Annotated in this window: 20 protein-coding genes and 1 other RNA gene; 11 read left to right on the top strand and 10 right to left on the bottom strand. The window is 56.1% G+C overall.

Annotated elements, in window-relative coordinates; all coding sequences use genetic code 11:
• Window position 1: 1 nt before the first annotated feature.
• The 6 genes from ACUTQ5_RS15650 to ACUTQ5_RS15625 all read right to left on the bottom strand — a co-directional run bounded on the left by ACUTQ5_RS15650 (window position 2) and on the right by ACUTQ5_RS15625 (window position 6,357).
• On the bottom strand, window positions 2–472 hold the full coding sequence (locus tag ACUTQ5_RS15650) for a YhcH/YjgK/YiaL family protein (protein WP_445652003.1): 471 nt from the start codon (window positions 470–472) through the stop codon (window positions 2–4).
• Window positions 473–485: 13 nt separating this feature from the next.
• Entirely contained in the window at window positions 486–1,484 is a 999-nt protein-coding gene (gene yiaK / locus ACUTQ5_RS15645) for a 3-dehydro-L-gulonate 2-dehydrogenase (RefSeq protein WP_445652002.1), read from the bottom strand.
• A 256-nt stretch (window positions 1,485–1,740) separates the two neighbouring features.
• On the bottom strand, window positions 1,741–2,601 hold the full coding sequence (locus ACUTQ5_RS15640) for an SMP-30/gluconolactonase/LRE family protein (RefSeq protein ID WP_445652001.1): 861 nt from the start codon (window positions 2,599–2,601) through the stop codon (window positions 1,741–1,743).
• Between the two features lie 11 nt (window positions 2,602–2,612).
• Entirely contained in the window at window positions 2,613–3,713 is a 1,101-nt protein-coding gene (locus ACUTQ5_RS15635; RefSeq protein ID WP_445652000.1) for an ABC transporter substrate-binding protein, read from the bottom strand.
• A gap of 15 nt (window positions 3,714–3,728) precedes the next feature.
• A complete protein-coding gene (locus tag ACUTQ5_RS15630) occupies window positions 3,729–4,811 on the bottom strand; it encodes an ABC transporter permease (protein ID WP_445651999.1) in 1,083 nt (360 codons plus the stop codon).
• Window positions 4,804–6,357, bottom strand: a complete 1,554-nt coding sequence (locus ACUTQ5_RS15625) for a sugar ABC transporter ATP-binding protein (RefSeq protein ID WP_445651998.1) — start codon at window positions 6,355–6,357, stop codon at window positions 4,804–4,806. The genes ACUTQ5_RS15630 and ACUTQ5_RS15625 overlap by 8 nt, the downstream gene beginning before the upstream one ends.
• Before the next feature lie 362 nt (window positions 6,358–6,719).
• On the opposite strand from ACUTQ5_RS15625, the gene ACUTQ5_RS15620 reads away from it, so the two are divergent.
• The 3 genes from ACUTQ5_RS15620 to ACUTQ5_RS15610 all read left to right on the top strand — a co-directional run bounded on the left by ACUTQ5_RS15620 (window position 6,720) and on the right by ACUTQ5_RS15610 (window position 9,122).
• Complete coding sequence (locus tag ACUTQ5_RS15620) at window positions 6,720–7,538, top strand: IclR family transcriptional regulator (RefSeq protein ID WP_445651997.1); 819 nt, start codon at window positions 6,720–6,722, stop codon at window positions 7,536–7,538.
• A gap of 123 nt (window positions 7,539–7,661) precedes the next feature.
• Complete coding sequence (gene argO / locus ACUTQ5_RS15615; protein ID WP_445651996.1) at window positions 7,662–8,279, top strand: arginine exporter ArgO; 618 nt, start codon at window positions 7,662–7,664, stop codon at window positions 8,277–8,279.
• 111 nt (window positions 8,280–8,390) lie between these two features.
• Window positions 8,391–9,122 (top strand): oxidative stress defense protein, encoded by a 732-nt coding sequence (locus ACUTQ5_RS15610; RefSeq protein ID WP_012146628.1) that lies wholly within the window; start codon window positions 8,391–8,393, stop codon window positions 9,120–9,122.
• Window positions 9,123–9,398: 276 nt separating this feature from the next.
• Here the strand turns inward: ACUTQ5_RS15610 and ACUTQ5_RS15605 are convergent, their stop codons facing one another.
• Window positions 9,399–10,292 carry a LysR family transcriptional regulator ArgP gene (locus tag ACUTQ5_RS15605; RefSeq protein ID WP_012146627.1) on the bottom strand — a complete coding sequence of 298 codons (894 nt, stop codon included), beginning with the start codon at window positions 10,290–10,292 and terminating at the stop codon, window positions 9,399–9,401.
• Between the two features lie 203 nt (window positions 10,293–10,495).
• Here ACUTQ5_RS15605 and rpiA point away from each other — a divergent pair, with 203 nt between their 5' ends.
• Together rpiA and serA are read left to right on the top strand one after the other, a co-directional pair.
• Entirely contained in the window at window positions 10,496–11,152 is a 657-nt protein-coding gene (gene rpiA / locus ACUTQ5_RS15600) for a ribose-5-phosphate isomerase RpiA (RefSeq protein WP_445651995.1), read from the top strand.
• Window positions 11,153–11,453: 301 nt separating this feature from the next.
• Entirely contained in the window at window positions 11,454–12,692 is a 1,239-nt protein-coding gene (gene serA / locus ACUTQ5_RS15595; RefSeq protein ID WP_153859193.1) for a phosphoglycerate dehydrogenase, read from the top strand.
• A 205-nt stretch (window positions 12,693–12,897) separates the two neighbouring features.
• Here serA and ACUTQ5_RS15590 read toward each other — a convergent pair whose 3' ends face one another.
• The 3 genes from ACUTQ5_RS15590 to zapA all read right to left on the bottom strand — a co-directional run bounded on the left by ACUTQ5_RS15590 (window position 12,898) and on the right by zapA (window position 14,088).
• Window positions 12,898–13,506, bottom strand: a complete 609-nt coding sequence (locus ACUTQ5_RS15590) for a 5-formyltetrahydrofolate cyclo-ligase (RefSeq protein ID WP_445651994.1) — start codon at window positions 13,504–13,506, stop codon at window positions 12,898–12,900.
• A gap of 28 nt (window positions 13,507–13,534) precedes the next feature.
• A non-coding RNA gene (ssrS, locus tag ACUTQ5_RS15585) (6S RNA) lies at window positions 13,535–13,717 on the bottom strand.
• A 41-nt stretch (window positions 13,718–13,758) separates the two neighbouring features.
• A complete protein-coding gene (gene zapA, locus ACUTQ5_RS15580; protein WP_012146623.1) occupies window positions 13,759–14,088 on the bottom strand; it encodes a cell division protein ZapA in 330 nt (109 codons plus the stop codon).
• Window positions 14,089–14,409: 321 nt separating this feature from the next.
• Here zapA and ACUTQ5_RS15575 point away from each other — a divergent pair, with 321 nt between their 5' ends.
• The 6 genes from ACUTQ5_RS15575 (at window position 14,410) to gcvH (ending at window position 20,905) form a co-directional block, all read left to right on the top strand.
• Window positions 14,410–14,988 carry a YecA/YgfB family protein gene (locus ACUTQ5_RS15575; RefSeq protein ID WP_445651993.1) on the top strand — a complete coding sequence of 193 codons (579 nt, stop codon included), beginning with the start codon at window positions 14,410–14,412 and terminating at the stop codon, window positions 14,986–14,988.
• A 60-nt stretch (window positions 14,989–15,048) separates the two neighbouring features.
• Window positions 15,049–16,362 carry a Xaa-Pro aminopeptidase gene (gene pepP / locus ACUTQ5_RS15570; protein ID WP_445651992.1) on the top strand — a complete coding sequence of 438 codons (1,314 nt, stop codon included), beginning with the start codon at window positions 15,049–15,051 and terminating at the stop codon, window positions 16,360–16,362.
• Window positions 16,363–16,366: 4 nt separating this feature from the next.
• Window positions 16,367–17,545 (top strand): 2-octaprenyl-6-methoxyphenyl hydroxylase, encoded by a 1,179-nt coding sequence (ubiH, locus tag ACUTQ5_RS15565; protein WP_445651991.1) that lies wholly within the window; start codon window positions 16,367–16,369, stop codon window positions 17,543–17,545.
• An 83-nt stretch (window positions 17,546–17,628) separates the two neighbouring features.
• A complete protein-coding gene (ubiI, locus tag ACUTQ5_RS15560) occupies window positions 17,629–18,831 on the top strand; it encodes an FAD-dependent 2-octaprenylphenol hydroxylase (RefSeq protein ID WP_445651990.1) in 1,203 nt (400 codons plus the stop codon).
• A gap of 544 nt (window positions 18,832–19,375) precedes the next feature.
• Window positions 19,376–20,473 carry a glycine cleavage system aminomethyltransferase GcvT gene (gcvT, locus tag ACUTQ5_RS15555; protein ID WP_445651989.1) on the top strand — a complete coding sequence of 366 codons (1,098 nt, stop codon included), beginning with the start codon at window positions 19,376–19,378 and terminating at the stop codon, window positions 20,471–20,473.
• A gap of 45 nt (window positions 20,474–20,518) precedes the next feature.
• Window positions 20,519–20,905 (top strand): glycine cleavage system protein GcvH, encoded by a 387-nt coding sequence (gcvH, locus tag ACUTQ5_RS15550; protein WP_445651988.1) that lies wholly within the window; start codon window positions 20,519–20,521, stop codon window positions 20,903–20,905.
• The last annotated feature ends 29 nt before the right edge of the window (window positions 20,906–20,934 follow it).

The raw sequence follows: 20,934 nt of genomic DNA, 5'->3' as shown, positions 1-20,934 counted from the left end.
ATCAGGCGCTAAATAATTCCAGCGGTATTTTCACCACCACTTTACGAATAGCGCTGGGCTGTTGATTAATACAGGCCGGGCGATGAACGTCCTGCGGGAAAAATACCGCAAAATTACCGGGCTGCATGGTTAACCAGGATTCATCCGCGACGTCCTGATAAAAAATAATGTCGCGCTGCGCCAGTAATTCCTGGTGGATCGGGTTATCGCCACGATCCGCCGCCACGCCGATCAATTCGCTGCCGCTGACCAGAAACTGCACGTCGACATTTTTCCGGTGTACTTCGGGCCGCAGGTCGCTCGGCTGTTGGGTATGCAGATCCAGTACCTGTACCACGTAACCGGTGGCGGGATCCTGATAACGTCCGGCGGGCAGGGCACTAAAATCTGTGCCTTGCAAATAGGCGATGGCGCTAGCCACCGGTGCCGGGTAGTGCTCCGGCGAGGTATTGGCGATATGGCCGAAGATCATGGTTTCTCTCCTGTTACAGCGCCTGAATGCGCGCCCAGATGCGCTCATCCACCGGGATGCCGTCACGCATGTTTTCTGCATGAATGTGCGGGAATTTATGGCCCGGCAGGCGGATAACCACCTCCGGGTTATCGCGTTCGGCGCTGGTGATGTAGTCCATGATGCGCTGCAGTTTGGCATCGCGAGTGGCACCGTCGATCAGGCGTTCGATCTCAATGGCGATAAACACCTGCGATACGCCGTACTCGTCGCTGTTGTCCTCGGTGATTTCCGCTACTGAAGATCCGCCGGAAAGCAGGGTGGCGATCATATCCAGCACTACCGACAGCGCCGATCCTTTCCAGTAACCCATTGGCAGAATGCGACGGTTCTCTTCAATAGTGGCCGGATCGCGCGTCAGCTGCCCGTCGTTGTCGAAACCACCGTCCACCGGCAGGGTTTTACCCGCCAGCCGGTTCAGTTCCAGCGCGCCATAGGAAAACATCGACATCGACATATCCACCATGGTGATAGGGTTGCCCGGTACCGCAACAATCAGCGGGTTGGTGCCGATACGGCACTCTTTGCCCCCCCAGGGTGGCATCACTGCTGCCGAGTTGGTCCAGCAAATACCGATATAGCCTCTTTCCGCCGCCTGCCAGCCATAGCCGCCGCCGCGCATCCAGTGGTTGGCGTTACGCAGTGCCACCAGTCCGATACCGTGGTCGTCGGCTAACTGCATGGCGCGATCCATCATCTTGCGGGCGGTTAGGTTGCCTATGCCCTGATGGGCGTCCCACTGCTCGATGGCACCCAGCGATAGCAGTTTGCTGGGTTCGGCATCCGGCAGGATATCGCCGGCATCCAACTGCTGAATAAAACGCGGGAAACGGTTAACGCCGTGGGAGTAAACGCCGCTGGCGGAGGTGTCGGCGAACATTCCGGCACAGTCATCGGCAGTGCCTTCTGCCACGCCCCGCGCCAGGAGCACGCGTTTGAATTGCTGTTTCAGATCGGTGTAACTCACTCTCATGCTGATTCTCCGCCACGGCGTTTTTGTTTGTTTTGTCTTCTTTAAATTTCATTATGCGAAATCACATTTCAAATAAATGCTATACCGGTGGTTAAATGAAGTCAAAGCAGGGAGGGGGAAAGTTATTTATATAAAACAGTGTGTTAAATTAAATTGGTGAATTTGTGATCGACGACACATTTTGGGGTATTGACGTGCTTCAGACATGGCAAAGCAGAGCGGAACGGGCCCGCTCTGCGAACATCATTTTTCTCCGTTATCCGCGAGTATTCAGCACCATGCGGTATAACGAGCTGGTGGCGGTAATGTACAACTCATTGCCGTCCGGCCCGCCGAAGGTGCAGTTAGAGACGCGTTCCGGCACTTCAATCTTACCGAGCTGTTTTCCCTGGCTGTCGAAGATCAGTACCCCGTCGGCACAGCTGCAAAAAATGTTACCTATCCCATCAACACAAAAGCCGTCCGGGAAGCCGGGTGCCACGCCGGTGAAACGCCTGCCGGCGTCCAGTTCACGCCCATTGACCTGATACACCCGCAATTCACTGCGCCCTAGGGTCGGGAAATCGACGATCGACATGTCCGCCACGTATAACCGTGATTCATCCGGTGAAAACGCCAGGCCGTTAGGCCGCTGCAGGTCACTGGCGGCAATGTTCAGCGAGCCGTCGCGCGGATCAAAACAGTAGAGATAGCAGCCGATGATCTGACTTTCCGATTTGTAACCCTCTTCATCCCCGGTGATGCCATAGGGGGGGTCGGTAAACCAGAGGGTGCCGTCGGAGCGAACCACCAGGTCATTGGGGGAGTTGAACCGCTTGCCGTCTACCCGATCGACCAGCATTTGCACTTCGCCGTTGCTTTCGGTGCGGCTGATACCGCGCCGCCCGTGTTCGCAACTGATCACCCGTCCTTCGGCGTCGCGCGCGTTGCCGTTGGCGTAGTGTGACGGGGTGCGCCACAGGCTTAGTTCCCCCCGTCGCGACCAGCGGAACATGCGGTTGCCCTTCACGTCGCTGAACACTACCGCATCCTGCTGTGGCAGCCACACCGGCCCTTCGGCCCAAATGGCCGGTGAGCACAGGCGTTCAAGCGGGAGACATGTCATCAGTGGGTTCATGCTGCCTCCGCTTACTTCACACCCCAAATGGTTTTGTAGTGGCCCTGATAATCATTCTGTGGGTCATACAGGTTGCTGCTGCCACCGTCGGCAGTGATATTGTCGCGGGTCACCAGGTGCGCCGGAGTGACATAGCCGGAAGGCGGCTGTTTGGCGAAGGCGCGGTTGAACTCATCCAGCAGTTGCCAGCCGTGTAGTTTAAGCGGTTCCGGTACCGTAGCCGACTGACTACCGCCGGAGCGGATGCGCTGGTTGGCAGAAATAGAGCCGTCGCCGGCAGAGATGTTGTAGGGCGCATTGTTGCCGCCTTTGCCGGCAGTTTTCAGCGCCGGGGCCATAAAATCAAAATACAGATCGTTAATGGCCAGTGCGTACTGGAACTGGTCGCCGTATTTTTGCAACAGGCTAAAGGTCATGGCCGGCATGCGGTTGGCGGTGTCCGCCAGCGGGGTGTCGATGAACTCGACCACCTTGCAGCCGCTGCATTTACCGATTTCCTCTTTCATCACGTTGGCCTTGTCGAGCGCGATTTGGTACAGCGAATCGGTAAAGATCAACACGCTGGCCTTGCCGCCGGACTGTACCACCGCATACTGAGCGGCGATGCGTGCCACTTCATTGGAGTCGGAGGTGACATTGTAAAATACGTTGTACCTGGCGATTGGCCCCGGCTCAGGCACTGCATGCCAGGCGGTCAGCACAATGCCTTGCTGAATGGCTTTTTTCAGCGGGATCTTGGCCACGTTTGGGTTCCAGCCGCCGATCACGATACCGTCCGGTTTCTGGGCAATCGCCTGGTTCAGTGAAGCCAGCTGATCTTTCACCGAGCCGCCGCCGTCCAGGGTTTCCAATTTCCATCCTGCCGCTTTCGCCGCTTCACTCAGCCCTTCCTGCACTCCCTGCACGCCGCCGTTTTTCATGTCCGAAGCGATAAAGATGATTTTCTTGTTGGCCTGTAACTTTGGCCCGCTGGTGGGGCCATCCCACTGGGTCACGATGGCGGTGGCCTTGGCGACCGCCGCCGTGGCCTGGTCGAGGTAGGCATCGGCCCAGGCGGATGAGGCGGTGCTGGCCAGCAGCAGGGTCGTGGACAATATCCAAAGACGTTTCATTCGGTGAACTCCTGGTTAAGGATTGATCGCTTTATGGTTATTTTTATCAGCCGAAGTGGCTGGGCTGCTTTGAACCGCTTTTTGATTAAGTAACCGACGGCGTTGGGCGTAGCCTGCCAGGGTGATTGACAGCAACAGCGTCGCACCGTTAAACAGCGGTTCGACCCAGAACTCGCCGCCGAACTGCTGGATACCGGCGATGCCGATAGCCAGAATGGCGATGCCGACCACGGTGCCCCAGACGTTAACCCGACCGGGACGAATGGTGGTACTGCCGAGGAAGGCGCCGACCAGCGCGGGCAATAGATAGTCCATGCCAACGCTGGCCTGGCCCACCCCCTGCTCGGCGGCGATCAGCACCCCGCTAAAGCCGGTCAGCACGCTGGAGGCGATAAAGGCACCGATGGTAAAGCGATTGACCGAAATACCGTTCAGCCGCGCCGCCGCCGGGTTTCCGCCAACGGCGTACATGCAACGGCCAAGTGGAGTGTGTTCGGTGATCAACCACAGCACCACTGCGGCGATCAACACGTAGAGCGCCACGATCGGGATCCCGCCGATCTCGGTGTGGTGCAGGGCGGTAAAGGCATCCGGCAGATCGCCGACGATCTGTCGTCCGCCGGAGTGCCACAGCGCAATGGCATACAGCGCGGTGCCGGATCCGAGGGTGGCGACGAAACTGTCGATATCCGCCAGCGCCACCAAAATACCGTTCAACAGGCCATACAGCGCGGAGAATGCCAGCACTACCAGCACCGCCATCTGCCACGAAAAGCCGTATTCCACCTGTAAGGTAATGGCCAGGATATGCCACAGCACGATGCCGAAGCCGACGTTAAGGTCAATTTTGCCGACGATCATCGGGATGGTCGCCGCCAGTGCCAACAGGGCGATCTTGGCTTTGCTGGAGAGGATAGCCTGCAGCGTCAGCATTGAGGCAAACGTGGGGGATATCAGTGAAAACAGGAGCACCAGCGCAAAGCACAACAGCAGCAGGCCGTAGCGGGTAAGTAGCTGCATCAGCCACGGGCCGGTGCCGTCCTGCGACAGGCTGACTCTTTGTTCAAGAGCCGTTGATTTAACAGATGTTTTAGACATGACCCACCTCAGATTCTAACCTTGTCTCGAGAATTTCCCCGGCGCTGGCAGAGGCCAGTTCCAATAAATTGGCGAATGACACCTGCTGATTTTTCAGCTCGCCGACGACTTTTCCCCGGTTAAACACCAGTGCGCGATTGCAGATATGGGCGATCTCCTCAAAGTCGTTGGAGATAACCAATACCGCCACGCCTTCCTCCAGGGATTTATTTAACAGATGGTAGATTTCCGCTCGCGCACCGACGTCTACGCCGGCGGTGGGATCTTCCAGGATCAGCAGTGGGGCGCCTAAATGCATCCAGCGTGCCATTACTACCTTTTGCTGGTTACCGCCGGACAGGGCGCTGATATCGATATTGACGTCCTTGGGGCGTACGTCGAACAACTGCACTTTCCACCAACTGGCACCGATCTCGGCTCGGCGGCTGTAGCGTGACAGTAGTTTGTGGCCGCTGGCCACAGGGTTGATAAACAGGTTTTCACGCACGCTCATCGACATCACCAGGCTTTCGCCGGTGCGGTCGCCCGCCACCAGGGAGACGCCGCAGGCCATGGCTTGCTGTGGGCTGCCGGCGGTGTAAGGCTGGTCGCGAAAGCGGATTTGGCCTTCATCAGCGTGACGCAGGCCAAACAGCAACCGGCCAATCTCTTCCTGTCCGGCACCGCGCAGACCGGCCAGCGCCAGCATTTCCCCAGGCTGCAAAGTGAAGCTGACCGGACCGATATCACCGACCACCACGTTACTGAGCTGCAGCACGGGTGGCCGATGTTCGGGCAGAGGTTCACGCTGGTCGTCCGCCATAGCTTCACCGACGATCATCTGCACCAGATCGCGCAGCGAATAGTCGGCGGTATTGCCACCCGCCACATAACGGCCGTCGCGCATAACGCACACCCGATCGGCAATTTCGATCACTTCATCGAGCCGGTGGGTGACGTAAATCATGCCGACCTTTTTGGCACGTAGCCGGTTAATCACCGCAAACAGGTGGCGCACATCGTTGGCTGGCAGCGAGGCGGTGGGTTCATCCAGCACCAGCAGTTCAGCATTCACCGCGACTGCTCGGGCTATCGCCAGCAGCGATTTTTCGGTACGCGACAGTTCGAAGACTCTGGCGTCGGGATCCAACTCGATGCCGACATCCTGCAGTGCCTGAACGGCGCGGCGGTGATTGTCGCGCCAGTCGATCAGGCCGAAACGACGCGGGAAACCCATCACCAGCGCCATATTTTCCGCCACCGTCATCCACTCGATCAGCCCGAGATCCTGATGAATAAAAGCAATAGGCTGGCGGCTGTCACTTTTTATCGCCGCGGCGGAGGCTATGCTGGCCCCTTGAAACTGAATATCGCCGCCGTCGCGCGGGTAAACCCCGGCCAGTACTTTGATCAGCGTCGATTTGCCCGCGCCATTTTCACCCAGCAAGGCCAGGACTTCGCCCGGCATCACCTGCAGGCTGACGTCATTCACTGCGACATTGCCGCCAAAGCGTTTGACGATATGGCTGAGGGTGAGAATGGGTTGTTCCGCATTTTCTGGTGTCATGTGATGCGCCCCTGGTCTCTGCATCCGCGAACGGCGTGATGCTTTATGGTGGTTAAATCGCCTTTATATTTCAATATATGAAATTCAATTTCAAAAATAATATGCCGATTGCCGATCTAAAGCAAAGCCGGAGGAGTTTTAATTATCCTTTTAAAACAATTTGTTATTTACCTCTTTGCAGAATTGTGACGCACAACTCACTTCGGAAGTTAGCGGAGTGTTGCGGGTTTTTAACCCGCTGACGACAATGAAACGGCGTTCCGTCTTCACCTGATGCGGGCCTTGGGGTAACATTCCCGGCAAAGGGCCCGTTTACCACGCCGTGGCGTTGGCTGGCGGCTCGACACTGGAGAAATTGCGCTATGAGCCTGAAAGCTGTCGACGAGAAAGATGACAAGAAAGACAAACCCTTGGGTAGCCAAAGCCTGTTCCGCGGTTTGCAACTGATTGAGATTCTGAGCAACTTCCCTAACGGCTGCCCACTGGCGCACCTGTCTGAGTTGGCCGGCATGAACAAAAGTACCGTCCATCGCCTGCTGCAAGGGCTACATACGAGCGGCTATGTCACTCAGGCACCGTCGCCCGGCAGCTATCGCCTGACCACCAAGTTTATTTCTATCGGTCAGAAGGCGCTTTCTTCGCTGAATATTATCCATGTCGCTGCACCGCACCTGGAACGGCTCAATCTGGAAGTGGGGGAGACGGTCAACTTCTCCAGCCGCGAAGATGACCATGTCATTTTGATCTACAAGCTGGAACCGACCACCGGCATGATGCGTACCCGTGCCTATATCGGCCAGCATATGCCGCTGTACTGCTCGGCGATGGGCAAGATTTTTATGGCCTACGGCAACAGCGAATACCCCGATCGTTACTGGCAAACCCATCAGCATGAAATTCAGACCTTGACGCGTAATACCATCACTGAGTTGCCAAAGATGTATGAGGAGCTGGCCGATATTCGCAAGCAGGGCATGGCGATGGATCGCGAAGAGAATGAGCTGGGGGTGTCCTGCGTGGCGGCGCCGGTATTTGATATTCAACAACGGGTGCCCTATGCGGTGTCGGTCTCATTGCCGACTGCGAAACTGCAACAGATTGGTGTCAAGGCCCTGATTAAGCCGGTGCTGGCGACCGCACAGCGTATTTCTCAGGAGCTGGGATTTGTTATTCCCGCCTGATTATTAGCATTGCTGATAGTTGATTAGAAATATCAATTTCACCTAATAATTTTTTCCTCCTATGATGCGCGTATTGCCCGATACGCGCCGCTTAACGGCGCTTTTTTCTCTGTGAGGAATACCATGTTAGCTGTCTTTTTGCAGGGCTTCGCTCTGAGCGCCGCGATGATCTTGCCGCTTGGCCCACAAAACGTTTTTGTCATGAATCAGGGGATTCGCCGACAGTATCATCTGATGGTTGCGTCGCTGTGTGCGCTGAGCGATATCGTGCTGATCTGCGGCGGGATTTTCGGTGGTAGCGCCTTACTGAGCCGCTCGCCTCTGCTGCTGGCGCTGGTCACCTGGGGTGGGGTAGCTTTTTTGCTGTGGTATGGCTGGGGGGCGTTTCGTACCGCATTTAGCAGGCAACTGGCACTGGCGACGGCGGAGGAGCTGAAACAAAGCCGCTGGCGGCTGGTGGTGACCATGCTGGCGGTGACCTGGTTGAATCCGCATGTCTATCTCGACACCTTTGTGGTACTGGGAAGTTTGGGGGGCCAACTGACGCCGGACGTACGTTCCTGGTTTGCGCTGGGGGCGGTCAGCGCTTCCGTCGTTTGGTTCTTCGCCCTGGCGCTGTTGGCCTCTTGGCTGGCACCGTGGCTGAAAACCCAAATGGCGCAGCGTATCATTAATACATTGGTTGGGGGGGTGATGTGGGGTATCGCCTTGCAGTTGGCCTGGCAAGGGGCAAGTTTATAAGAATTTGTCACTAATCCGAATTCAAAACCCCGTGCGATATGCTAGCTTTGATGCCAAGGAACTGGCCTTTCAGGCTGGTAATCAGTTAAAGCCTGTCATCAAGGAGACACCGTGAAGCTTAAAGCATTGGCTATGGCCGCAATGATTGGATTAGGGACGTTACCTCTGGCGCTGCAGGCGGCAGAAGTGCCGGAAGGGCCGCACGTAGTGACCTCGGGTACCTCCAGCGTTGACGCGACACCCGATATTGCCACTCTGGCGATAGAGGTCAGCGTTTCATCCAAAGACGCCGCCCAGGCGAAGAAGCAGGTTGATGAGCGCGTCGCGCAATATTTTGATTTCCTGCAGAAAAACAATATTGAGAAGAAAGACATCAGCGCCGCCAACCTGCGCACTCAACCGGAATATGATTACCTGAAAACCGGTGAGTCGGTGTTGAAAGGTTACCGTGCCGTTCGTCAGGTACAGGTTACATTGCGCCAGTTGGACAAGTTGAACGAGCTGCTGGACGGGGCGTTGAAATCCGGTCTCAATGAGATCCGTTCCGTTGAGCTGGGCGTGGCAAAACCGGACGTCTACCGTGAGCAGGCGCGCCAGAAGGCCATCGAGAACGCGACTCAGCAAGCCGCTTCTCTGGCGAAAGGATTTAACGCCAAGCTGGGGCCGGTATACAGCATTCGTTACCATGTCGCCAACTACCAGCCGATGCCGGTAGCGCGCATGTATAAATCGGCGGGTGCGGCAGCAGAAAGTGATGCGGCGCAAACCTACGAACAGCAAAGCATTCACTTTGACGATCAGGTGGATGTAGTATTTGAGTTGCAGCGCAACGCCGCTCAGTAATATACCCGTCATACTTGAAGCTGCATCTGTGTTGGCTGCAGGCAGTCACCCCAGTTACTTACTTGAGTAAGCTCCTGGGGATTCCTGCCTTGGCCGCCTTGATGCAACTCCAATTATTTAGGGTATAAGATTGGTCTTTCAGACTACTGATAAAGCCCGTTATTAGGGAGAGCGTGCCGATGGGGTCGTAGCAGCTTTAGCTGCCGGAGTGCCCCTCGGTGCGCTAGGCCCGGGTATCGCGGGCTTAAAAACAACCTGAACAGCAACCTTTTCTATTTAATCCTGGCGCAGAACCTGGCGGCCATGCTCCAGCAGGGCATCTGTCACTTTACGCATCATGCGGCTCTCCGGCGCGAAGCGGTGCCAGAACAGCATGCGGCGCTGGAACAGGCCCGGCGTCAGATCGATCAGTTCACCCGAAGCCAACTCTTTCTCAATCTGCAGATGCGGGATCATACAGCAGGTGGTGCCCTGGCGTGCCAACTGCACGAAGGCTTCCGACGAGTTCACAATATGGCAGGGCACGCTGCCCGGCGACAGATCAAAGTTCTGCTGTAGGAAAGCCTGGTGCATGTCGTCGAGATGATCGAACGCCACTGCCGGCGCTTTGAGCAGCGCGGAGCGTGTAACCCCGTTAGGGAAATAGCGCTCGGCAAAACCCTTCGAGGCGACGAATAAATAATCCAGCGCGCCCAGTTGATCCACCAGGCAGCTTGGCAGCGGCTGCGGCTGGATACTCACCGCGCCCACCACTTCACCACGGCGCAGGCGTTCCTGAGTGCGTGTTTCGTCTTCTACCTGCAAGTTCAGGCGGATAGGGGAGTCGGTCAGTACCGGTTTCAATGCCGGTAGCAGCCAGGTCGCCAGGCTGTCGGCGTTAACCGCCAGCGACAGCAGCAACGGCGTATCAATGCCGGTATCGTTACCCAGCCACTCTTCTTCCAGTAATTCCACCTGGTGCAGCAGCGCCAGCAGTTTTTGGCCCTGCTCGGTCGGACGTGGCGGCACGGTACGCACCAACAGCGGTTGGCCAAACAGGTTTTCCAACTGTTTGATGCGCTGGGATACTGCCGATTGTGTGATGCAAAGTTTTTGCGCGGCGCGCTCAAAGCCACGCTCACGGATCACCGCGTCCAGCGCTTGCAGCGTTCGATAGTCTGGGCGTTTCATCGGAAAGATATCCCTTAAAGTAAATTGATACAGGCACTATGCCACATCTCTGGTGTATTACAGGTAGAAAATCACCGGGTCATCTTGTCGCACCGCGCCTAAAAATGCGGCCTGGCGTGAAGAAGTGTGATCCTGCCTGAGTGAAAAATAGCGATTTACCCTATAATACGCACACGTTTTCGTACAGAGGCAATGGACATATTATGACGCAGGATGAACTGAAAAAAGCGGTTGGCTGGGCAGCACTGGATTACGTTACCCCAGGCACCATCGTTGGGGTCGGCACTGGCTCGACCGCCGCCCATTTTATTGACGCGCTCGGCTCGATCAAGCACCAGATCGAAGGGGCGGTGTCCAGCTCTGACGCCTCCACCGCCAAGCTGAAAAGCCTTGGTATCCACGTTTTCGACAGCAATGAAGTGGATTCACTGGATATTTATGTCGACGGCGCGGATGAAATCAACCGTCATATGCAGATGATCAAAGGCGGTGGCGCTGCACTGACGCGTGAAAAAATCATTGCTGCTATCGCGCGCAAATTTATCTGTATTGTTGATTCCAGCAAACAGGTTGAAGTATTGGGTAAATTCCCGCTGCCGGTAGAAGTGATCCCGATGGCTCGCTCTTACGTAGCGCGTGAGCTGGTGAAGCTGGGCGGGCTGCCGGAGTATCGTCAGAATGTCCTGACCGATAACGGCAACGTGATCCTCGATGTGCATAACCTGAACATCATGGACGCCATCGCGCTGGAAAACAAAATCAACGGCATCGCCGGTGTGGTGACCGTGGGTCTGTTCGCTAATCGGGGGGCCGATGTCGCGCTGGTGGGTACGCCTGGCGGCGTGAAGGTTGTCGAATAATGTAGTACCCCAGCAGGTATGCGGTCTTGGATCCCACCGGGCCGCATAATTCACTGGTTAAAATATCTTTTATTAAAAGCGCCAAATTTGGTGACATATGTCACATTGCGAGCGATAGCTCCACGAAGCTTCTGCCTATTTCTTTCCCTATGGCATTTTCTGCCAGAAACCGCCAACAACGCTGAGCCTTGTACTGACGGGCGGGCAATCGTTTGTATTGCCGCCTGCGTTATTTTTGTTATGTTGGATGCGTGCTGTTTCACAACAGCCGCTTCTGAAGTCTGAACATAGGGTCGGGTAAATGGCAAAAGTATCATTGGAGAAAGACAGGATTAAATTCCTGTTGGTGGAAGGGGTTCATCAGAGCACGGTAGATAATCTGCTGGCTGCCGGATATACCAACATTGAATATCACAAAGGTGCGTTAGACACCGAATCGCTTAAGGCATCGATCCGCGATGCTCACTTCGTCGGTATCCGATCGCGCACGCATCTGACCGAAGAAGTTTTCGCTGCCGCAGAGAAGCTGGTGGCGGTAGGTTGTTTCTGTATCGGTACTAACCAGGTTGATCTGAAGGCGGCGACCAAACGCGGCGTTCCGGTGTTTAACGCACCTTTCTCTAATACCCGATCCGTGGCAGAAATGGTGCTGGGCGAACTGCTGCTGATGTTGCGCGGCATTCCGTCCGCCAACGCCAAAGCGCACCGTGGCGAATGGCAGAAACTGGCCGTCGGCTCGTTTGAAGCGCGCGGTAAGAAGCTGGGGATTATTGGCTACGGCCATATCGGCACCCAGTTGGGGATCCTGGCTGAAGGTCTGGGTATGAAAGTGTTCTTCTACGATATCGAGAACAAGCTGCCGTTGGGCAATGCCCAACAGGTGCGCCACCTGTCCGATCTGCTCAATATGAGCGACGTAGTGACGCTGCACGTACCGGAAACCCTGTCGACCAAGAATATGATGGGCGCAGAAGAGCTGGCGTTGATGAAGCCAGGTTCGATTCTGATCAACGCCTCGCGCGGTACCGTGGTGGATATTCCTGAACTGTGCAAAGTATTGGCCAGCAAGCATTTGGCCGGTGCGGCGATCGATGTCTTCCCGGAAGAACCGGCTACCAACAGCGAGCCGTTCAACTCACCGTTGTGCGAGTTCGACAACGTGATCCTGACCCCGCACATTGGTGGTTCTACTCAGGAAGCACAGGAAAATATCGGTGATGAAGTGGCCGGCAAGCTGGCGAAATACTCCGACAACGGTTCGACCCTGTCGGCGGTAAACTTCCCGGAGGTATCACTGCCCGCGCATGGCCCTAACGCCAGCCGACTGCTGCACATCCATGAAAACCGCCCTGGCGTACTGACGCAGATTAACCAGATCTTTGCTGAAGAAGGGGTGAACATCGCCGCGCAGTACCTGCAAACTGGTCCGGAAATCGGCTATGTGGTTATCGATATCGAAGCGGAAACCGAACGTGCCGATGCTGCACTGCAACGGATGAAGGCGATTGATGGCACTATCCGTGCTCGCCTGCTGCTCTGATTGAAAACGCGGTGACAAAAAAGGCCGGATTTATCCGGCCTCAGACTGATGACAAACCTCATTCCTGCCCAGAGCGAGTAGAGGCTGATAAATAAAAATCAGGAAAATCAATTTATTGATTTTCGCCTGTTCACCACAAAGCAGGAAAAACCACGCTTTTTCCTGCTTTGTCAGCAACCTAAGGCCGGATTTATCCGGCCTTTTGCTATTCGGCTATCCGCCATGTCCAATTTTTCGTTGGGGTAACGATTTCCGGCAGCGGGATATCCCAATGTTCCACCGGCAGTTGTTCCACCTGCTGGCAGTCATGCGCCAACCCGATCGGGTAGGGGCCGGCATTTTGCCAGTTTTGCAGGGTGCGATCGTAAAAACCGCCGCCCATCCCCAAACGCTGGCCCGAGCTGTCAAACGCCACCAGCGGCGTCAGCACCACGTCGAGTGACCCGACCGGCAGGACGTTGCGCACATCGAGCTGTGGCTCAAGGATATTGAAACGGTTGTTAACCAGCGGCGTTTCCGGGGTGTAACGCAGGAACAGCAGGTTACTGGGGCTAAACGGGTGTAACACCGGCAGGTAGACTTGCTTGGCCTGTTGCCATAACCGTTCAATCAGCGGACGGGTATCCAACTCGCCGTCAAACGACAAAAATACTGCAATGCTGTGTGCCGCCTGGATGCGTGGATGCGCAGCGATGCGTTCGGCAGTTTGCAGGGCAAAGTTATTTTGTTGTTCAGAGGTTAGGGCGCGTCGACGCTGACGAATTTGGTTACGGATATTTTGCCGCTGCTGGGCATACTGGGCTTGAAAAAACATAGTCAGCACACTTACCGCTGAGGAAGGGGGAATCTCCGAGATGCCGTCGCAGGCTGTAACCCTTGAACCCATGGTTCAAGGTGAACGTGCTGTCGCAATCTTAAGGCTTCTCGGCGGGCCGAGCATGCACACCGATCGCGGATCATCACATTCTGTTGGTACTAAATATCGGCTCAGGGGACTGGCCCGCTGGCGAACATCTCAGAGAAATTTTTTACTCATTGCCAAAATCTTGGATATCAGCAACTTAAGTTATTCGAATTGTGCATCCTGACGTTCAGAGATGCGACCCTGTTCAAGCAATGCCTGTTCAATGGTCTGTTGTAGCATGCGAATGCGTTGTTCCATATTGGACGCATAATCACGGGTTTTCAACCGTTCTTGAGCAAGTTCGTGACAAACATTCAATGCCGCGATGAAAACGAGCTGCTCAGTATTTGTGACTCTAGTGCGAACTTTAAGATCTTGCAACCGTTCGTTAAGATCGACCGCTGCCATGTTCAACGCATCTTGTTGTTCTGGCGGGCAATTGACTCTTAAAGAGCGACCAAAAATTTGAATATCTACTGGTTGTGCAGACATGCCACCTTCCTGCCTAAATTTCGCGCCAGCCTCAATCAACCCCTACCGGGTCGTCTAAAGCGGGCGCCACTATATATACCTCGGTACCAAGATACAACCCCTTTTTCAGTACCTGGTTGTAATCTACTGCGACAGACATTACCAGTCAAAAAAGGGTTTCAAAATGCGTATTTAGCTTCATTTTGTTCCCTGCCGGCAGTGTGTGAGATCTGACACATCACGATTATAACTAGCCACTGAGGTGTCGTGCTTATCTGGTACAGCGACGGACCTTGGTGGTAGCATAACACGAACTTATCCTGCCAACGATGACGAATACGCATGTCTATACAGAATACATTTCCAAGTTACCAATCTTTGACCCTTGCCCTCAACCAGCAAGCGGTGGCGTTGACCGCAGCAGAAATGCACGGCCTGATCAGCGGCCTGCTGTGCGGTGGCAGCCGCGACGCCGGCTGGCAGTCGCTGGTGTACGATCTGACTAACGAAGGCGTGGCCTTCCCGCAGGCATTGAGCCAACCTCTCCAGCAACTTCATGAAATCACACGTGAAACGCTGGAAGACGACGATTTCATGTTCCAGCTGATGATGCCGGAAGGCGAGACGGTCAGCGTATTCGATCGCGCCGACGCGTTGAGCGGTTGGGTGAACCATTTCCTGCTCGGGCTCGGCATGATGCAGCCGAAACTGGCTCAGGTGAAAGACGAGGTGGGTGAGGCGATCGACGATCTGCGCAACATAGCCCAACTCGGTTATGAAGAAGACGAAGACCAGGAAGAGCTTGATCACTCTCTGGAGGAAGTGGTGGAGTATGTGCGGATGGCGGCCATTTTGTGCCACACCGAATTTACCCGCCGCAAGCCGACGGCACCGGAAAATGCCAAACCGACCTTGCACTAAATACCCGATTTCACGACATTAAGGCCGTGAGCACAGGCAGATTGATTTCAGGAGAAGGTGATGACTCAGCAGGAATTCAACAGCCGCCGTCAGGCGCTGTTGGCGAAAATGGCTCCGGCCAGTGCGGCGATTATTTTCTCTGCGCCGGAAGCAACGCGCAGTGCCGATACTGAATATCCTTACCGCCAGAACAGCGATTTCTGGTACCTGACCGGCTTCAATGAGCCGGAAGCGGTGCTGATTCTGGTGAAGAGTGACGAGACGCATAACCACAGCGTGCTGTTCAATCGGGTACGCGATCTGGCGGCTGAAACCTGGTTTGGTCGCCGTCTGGGCCAGGATGCCGCTCCGGCGAAGCTGGGGATAGACCGCGCTCTGCCGTTCAATGAAATCAACGATCAATTGCCCCTGTTGCTCAATGGCCTGGACGTGGTTTACCACGCACAGGGCCAGTACGCCTATGCCGATAAAATTCTGTTCGACGCGCTGGACAAGCTACGCAAAGGCTTCCGTCAGAACCTTCAGGCACCGGCGACTCTGACCGACTGGCGTCCGTGGCTGCATGAAATGCGCCTGTTCAAGTCGTCCGAAGAGATGGTCATCATGCGCCGTGCCGGTGAAATCAGTGCATTGGCCCATACCCGCGCGATGGAAAAATGCCGTCCCGGGATGTTCGAATATCAGCTTGAGGCGGAAATTCATCATGAGTTTACTCGCCTTGGTGCGCGTTCCCCGTCCTACAACACCATTGTCGGTGGTGGGGATAACGCCTGCATCCTGCATTACACCGAGAACGAAAGCGAATTGCGCGATGGCGATCTGGTGTTGATCGACGCAGGCTGTGAGTTTAAAGGCTATGCCGGTGATATCACACGAACCTTCCCGGTCAACGGCAAATTCAGCCGACCGCAGCGCGCGGTGTATGACATCGTGCTGGCGTCACTGACGCGGGCGCTGGAGATGTTCAAGCCGGGTATCAGCATCCGTGTAGTGAATGATGAAGTCGTGCGCATTATGATCACCGGGATGGTAGAGCTGGGTATCCTGAAAGGTGAAGTAGAACAGTTGATTGCCGAACAGGCCCATCGTCCGTTCTATATGCACGGCCTTGGTCATTGGTTGGGGCTGGATGTACACGATGTCGGCCATTACGGCACGCCGGATCGCGACCGTACGCTGGAGCCGGGCATGGTGCTGACCGTTGAACCGGGGCTGTACATTGCGCCGGATGCCGACGTGCCGGAGCAATATCGCGGTATGGGCATTCGTATTGAAGACGACATCCTGATCACCGCGACTGGCATTGAGAACCTGACGGCCAGCGTAGTGAAAGATGCTGATGCCATCGAAGCACTGATGGCGGCGGCAAGGTAATAGCATGAGTGTAATCATCGTTGGCGGCGGTATGGCGGGCGCGACTTTGGCGTTGGCCATTTCATCGCTTACTCAGGGACGATTGGCGGTTGATCTGGTCGAAGCGACCCGACCGGACGACCGCAGCCATCCGGGATTTGATGCCCGTGCCATTGCCCTGGCGCAGGGCACCTGCCTGCAGTTGACGCGCATCGGCGTTTGGCCGGCGCTGTGTGACTGTGCGACGGCCATTACTCAGGTGCACGTTAGCGATCGCGGCCACGCCGGGTTCGTTAATTTGCACGCGCAGGACTATCAGGTCGACGCGTTGGGGCAGGTGATTGAGCTGCACGACGCCGGTCAACGGCTGTTTGCTCTGCTGGCCAAGGCACCAGGCGTCACGCTGCATTGTCCGGCCCGGGTGGTCGATGTAGTGCGCACGGCGGAGCAGGCCGAAGTGCTGCTGGATAACGGCCGGCGTATCAGCGGGAAACTGCTGGTGGCTGCAGACGGCTCGCGTTCGGCGCTGGCACAGGCCTGTAATGTGCAGTGGCAGCAAAATGACTATCCGCAGTTTGCTACCATCGCCAATGTCACCACCGCCGAGCATCCGCAGGGGCGCGCTTTTGAACGCTTCACCCGATACGGGCCGCTGGCATTATTGCCGATGTCTCAGGGGCGAAGCTCACTGGTGTGGTGCCATGCGCGTGAAGATCGCCAGCAGGTTGGCGGCTGGGACGACGAACGTTTTATCAGTGAATTGCAGCAGGCGTTTGGCTGGCGTCTGGGACGTATCCTTCGCGCCGGGAAACGTCACAGCTATCCGCTCAGCCTGCTGACCGCCACTCAGCATGTCAGCCATCGTCTGGCACTGGTGGGCAATGCCGCGCAGACGCTGCATCCGATTGCCGGGCAGGGGTTCAACTTAGGCCTGCGTGACGTGATATCGCTGGCGGAAACCCTGGCCGAGGCGCAGCAGGCTGGAGAGGATCCCGGCGGCTATGTGCTGTTGGGGCGTTATCAACAACGGCGGCAACAAGATCAGCAGGCGACCATCGGCGTGACAGACGGTTTGATCCGGCTGTTCGCCAATAGCTACGGTCCCCTGGTGGTCGGTCGCAATCTGGGCCTGATGGCGATGGCCCGGTTACCGGCGGTGCGAGACGCCTTTGCCAAGCGCACTTTGGGCTGGGTAGATCGCTAATCGATGTATTAGCAGGGGCGTAGCGTGCTGCGCCCAAAGCGCTGGGCAATGGCACAGCGAGTCATTTAAGGAAATTAAGCAGCATGCAATCATTTGACGTGGTTATCGCCGGCGGCGGTATGGTGGGGCTGGCTCTGGCCTGTGGTTTGCAGGGCAGTGGTCTGCGCGTTGCGGTGCTGGAACAGCAGCAACCGGATATGATGCCGCCGCAACCACAGCCGGAACTGCGCGTTTCCGCTATCAATGCCGCCAGCGAGCGCCTGCTGCAGCACATTGGCGTGTGGGACGAGATCCTCAACCTGCGTGCTAGCGCCTATAACGCAATGGAAGTCTGGGATCGCGATAGCTTCGGCAAAATAGCCTTCCGTGGTGATGAGTGCGGCTTCAGTCATCTCGGTCATATCATCGAGAACTCGGTGATCCAGCAGGCGTTGTGGAAACGGGCGGAAAGCCTGAGCGACGTCACGCTGATCACCCCGGCGGCGCTCAAGCAGGTAGCCTGGGGCGAAAACGACGCTTTTATCACCCTGGAAGATGGCCGCATGCTGACCGCCCGCTTGGTGATCGGTGCCGACGGTGCCCATTCCTGGCTGCGCCAGCATGCCGATATCCCGCTAACCTTCTGGGATTACCGCCACCATGCGCTGGTGGCCACTATCCGCACTGAAGAACCGCATTTGGCGACGGCGCGACAGGTGTTCCACGGCGATGGCATTCTGGCGTTTCTGCCGTTCAGCGATCCGCATTTAAGCTCGATCGTCTGGTCGGTGGCACCGGAGGAGGCGGAGCGGCTCAAGCAACTGGAGCCGGAGCAGTTTAACCGCGAGCTGGCGATGGCTTTTGACCTGCGTCTTGGTGCCTGCACGGTGGAAAGTGAACGCCAGACTTTCCCATTGACCGGGCGTTACGCCCGTAGCTTTGCCGCGCACCGGCTGGCGCTGGTTGGCGATGCAGCACATACCGTGCACCCGCTGGCGGGGCAAGGGGTGAATCTGGGCTTTATGGACGCCGCCGAGTTGATCGCCGAACTGCGCCGTTTGCAACGCCAGGGCAAGGATATTGGCCAACATCTGTATCTGCGCCGCTACGAGCGCCGCCGCAAACACGGCGCAGCGGTGATGCTGGCCAGCATGCAGGGGTTCCGCGAACTGTTTGACGGCCACCATCCGGCGAAGAAGCTACTGCGCGATGTCGGGTTGCGGCTGGCCGATAGCCTGCCGGGCGTGAAGCCCAGGTTGGTGCGTCAGGCAATGGGCCTCAATGACCTGCCGGAGTGGTTGGCCTGACTGCTGTCTGAGAGAGGTTGCCAGACCTCTCTGCCTTATTTTCCCCGAATTAACATCTATCCCAAAGGCGCAGTCCTGCGTCTGATACCCATAGCTTTTCCTTATAAAACCCTTCATTTGAAAAAATCTAATTTCAGGCTGGTTTTATCATTACTTTTTCTAATTCCATGTTCGGTTATCAAAAGTCGAAATTCCGCATCCGGCCGTGGGTTTGTTATATAACTTCGGATTTTTGGTGCTTTAATTGTTGGTTTTGTGCCTTAAAGCGCATTTTTCCAGTCAAAAACTCTGCACACTAGCCCGGCATTTTACTGGCTCTGAACGACGCCAAGCCTATTTTAACTTATGGTTAATGGGGGCGTTCGGTGATAACGTCAGGACAAAGGTATCGTTTGCGTCGCGGCGGTTAGCCGCAGTTTTTGCACGTTCGGCGCAGCGTTTCTGTTGGGCAGTCAGTGCGCCACGCAATCCGGCCGCGAGCCATTATCTGATGTATTGCGTAGCAGCACCCTATCTTCAGCTTCTGAGTGAAATGAGGGAAAAGATGGCAAAGCAAACCCCACTGTACGACCAGCACGTGGCGTGCGGTGCGCGCATGGTAGATTTTCATGGCTGGATGATGCCCCTGCATTATGGCTCCCAGATCGATGAGCACCACGCCGTGCGTCAGGATGCCGGTATGTTCGACGTCTCCCATATGACCATTGTGGATCTGCGCGGTGCTCGTACCCGCGAGTTCCTGCGTTACCTGCTGGCGAACGACGTCGCCAAGCTCACTCAACCTGGCAAAGCGCTGTACACCGGTATGCTGAATGCGTCCGGCGGCGTGATTGACGACCTGATTGTTTACTTCCTTACCGAAGACTATTTCCGCCTGGTGGTGAACTCCGCCACGCGAGATAAAGACCTGGCCTGGATCGAAGAACACGCAGCCCCTTACGGCGTAGCCCTGACGGTGCGTGACGATCTGGCGCTGGTTGCGGTGCAGGGCCCACAGGCCAAAGAACGTGCCGCCACCTTATTTACCCCAGAGCAAAAAAGCGCGGTTGAAGGCATGAAGCCATTCTTCGGCGTGCAGGCCGGGGATCTGTTTATCGCCACCACCGGTTATACCGGTGAAGCAGGCTACGAAATCGCCCTGCCAAAAGAGCTGGTGGTTGATTTTTGGCAGAAACTGCTGGCAGCAGGCGTTAAGCCAGCCGGTCTGGGCGCACGTGACACCCTGCGTCTGGAAGCGGGCATGAACCTGTATGGGCAAGAAATGGACGAAGGTATTTCGCCACTGGCCGCCAATATGGGCTGGACCATTGCCTGGCTGCCGGAAGACCGTCAGTTTATCGGCCGCGAAGCGCTGGAAAAACAACGTGAAGTGGGCACCGAACAACTGGTCGGCTTGATCATGACGGAAAAAGGCGTATTACGTAATGAGCTGCCGGTGCGATTCACCGATGAAGCAGGTCAGACGCATGAGGGGATTATCACCAGCGGTTCATTCTCACCGACCCTGGGCTTCAGTATTGCCCTGGCCCGTGTGCCCGCCGGTATCGGTGAGCAGGCCATCGTACAGATCCGTAACCGCGAAATGCAGGTCTTGGTCACCAAACCCGGATTTGTGCGAGCCGGTAAGCCACTGACCAATTAATTTTTTGTTTATTGATTCTTTATTTCTTCGAAGGAGTAGCTGGCGATGAGCAATGTGCCAACAGAATTGAAATACGCATCTTCCCATGAGTGGGTGCGCGATGCAGGTAATGGCGAATACGTGGTAGGTATTACCGAACATGCGCAGGAACTGCTGGGCGACATGGTGTTTGTCGACCTGCCGGAAACGGGCCGTGAAGTTGCCGCTGGCGAAGATTGTGCAGTAGCGGAGTCGGTGAAAGCCGCTTCCGATATCTATGCGCCAATCAGCGGCGAAATCATCGCCGCCAACGAGGCGCTGGAAAGCTCCCCGGAGCTGGTCAACAGCGATCCGTACGGTGAAGGCTGGCTGTTCCGCATCAAGGCTTCCGACAGTGCCGAACTGGGCAATCTGCTGGATGCCGGTGCGTATCAGGCTTCTATCGACGAGTAAGCGTTGCAACGCCCCGGGCCGATTGGCCG

It is taken from the genome of Serratia sp. NA_112.1 (genome assembly GCF_052691715.1).
This window is presented reverse-complemented; position numbering and strand designations above follow the sequence as displayed.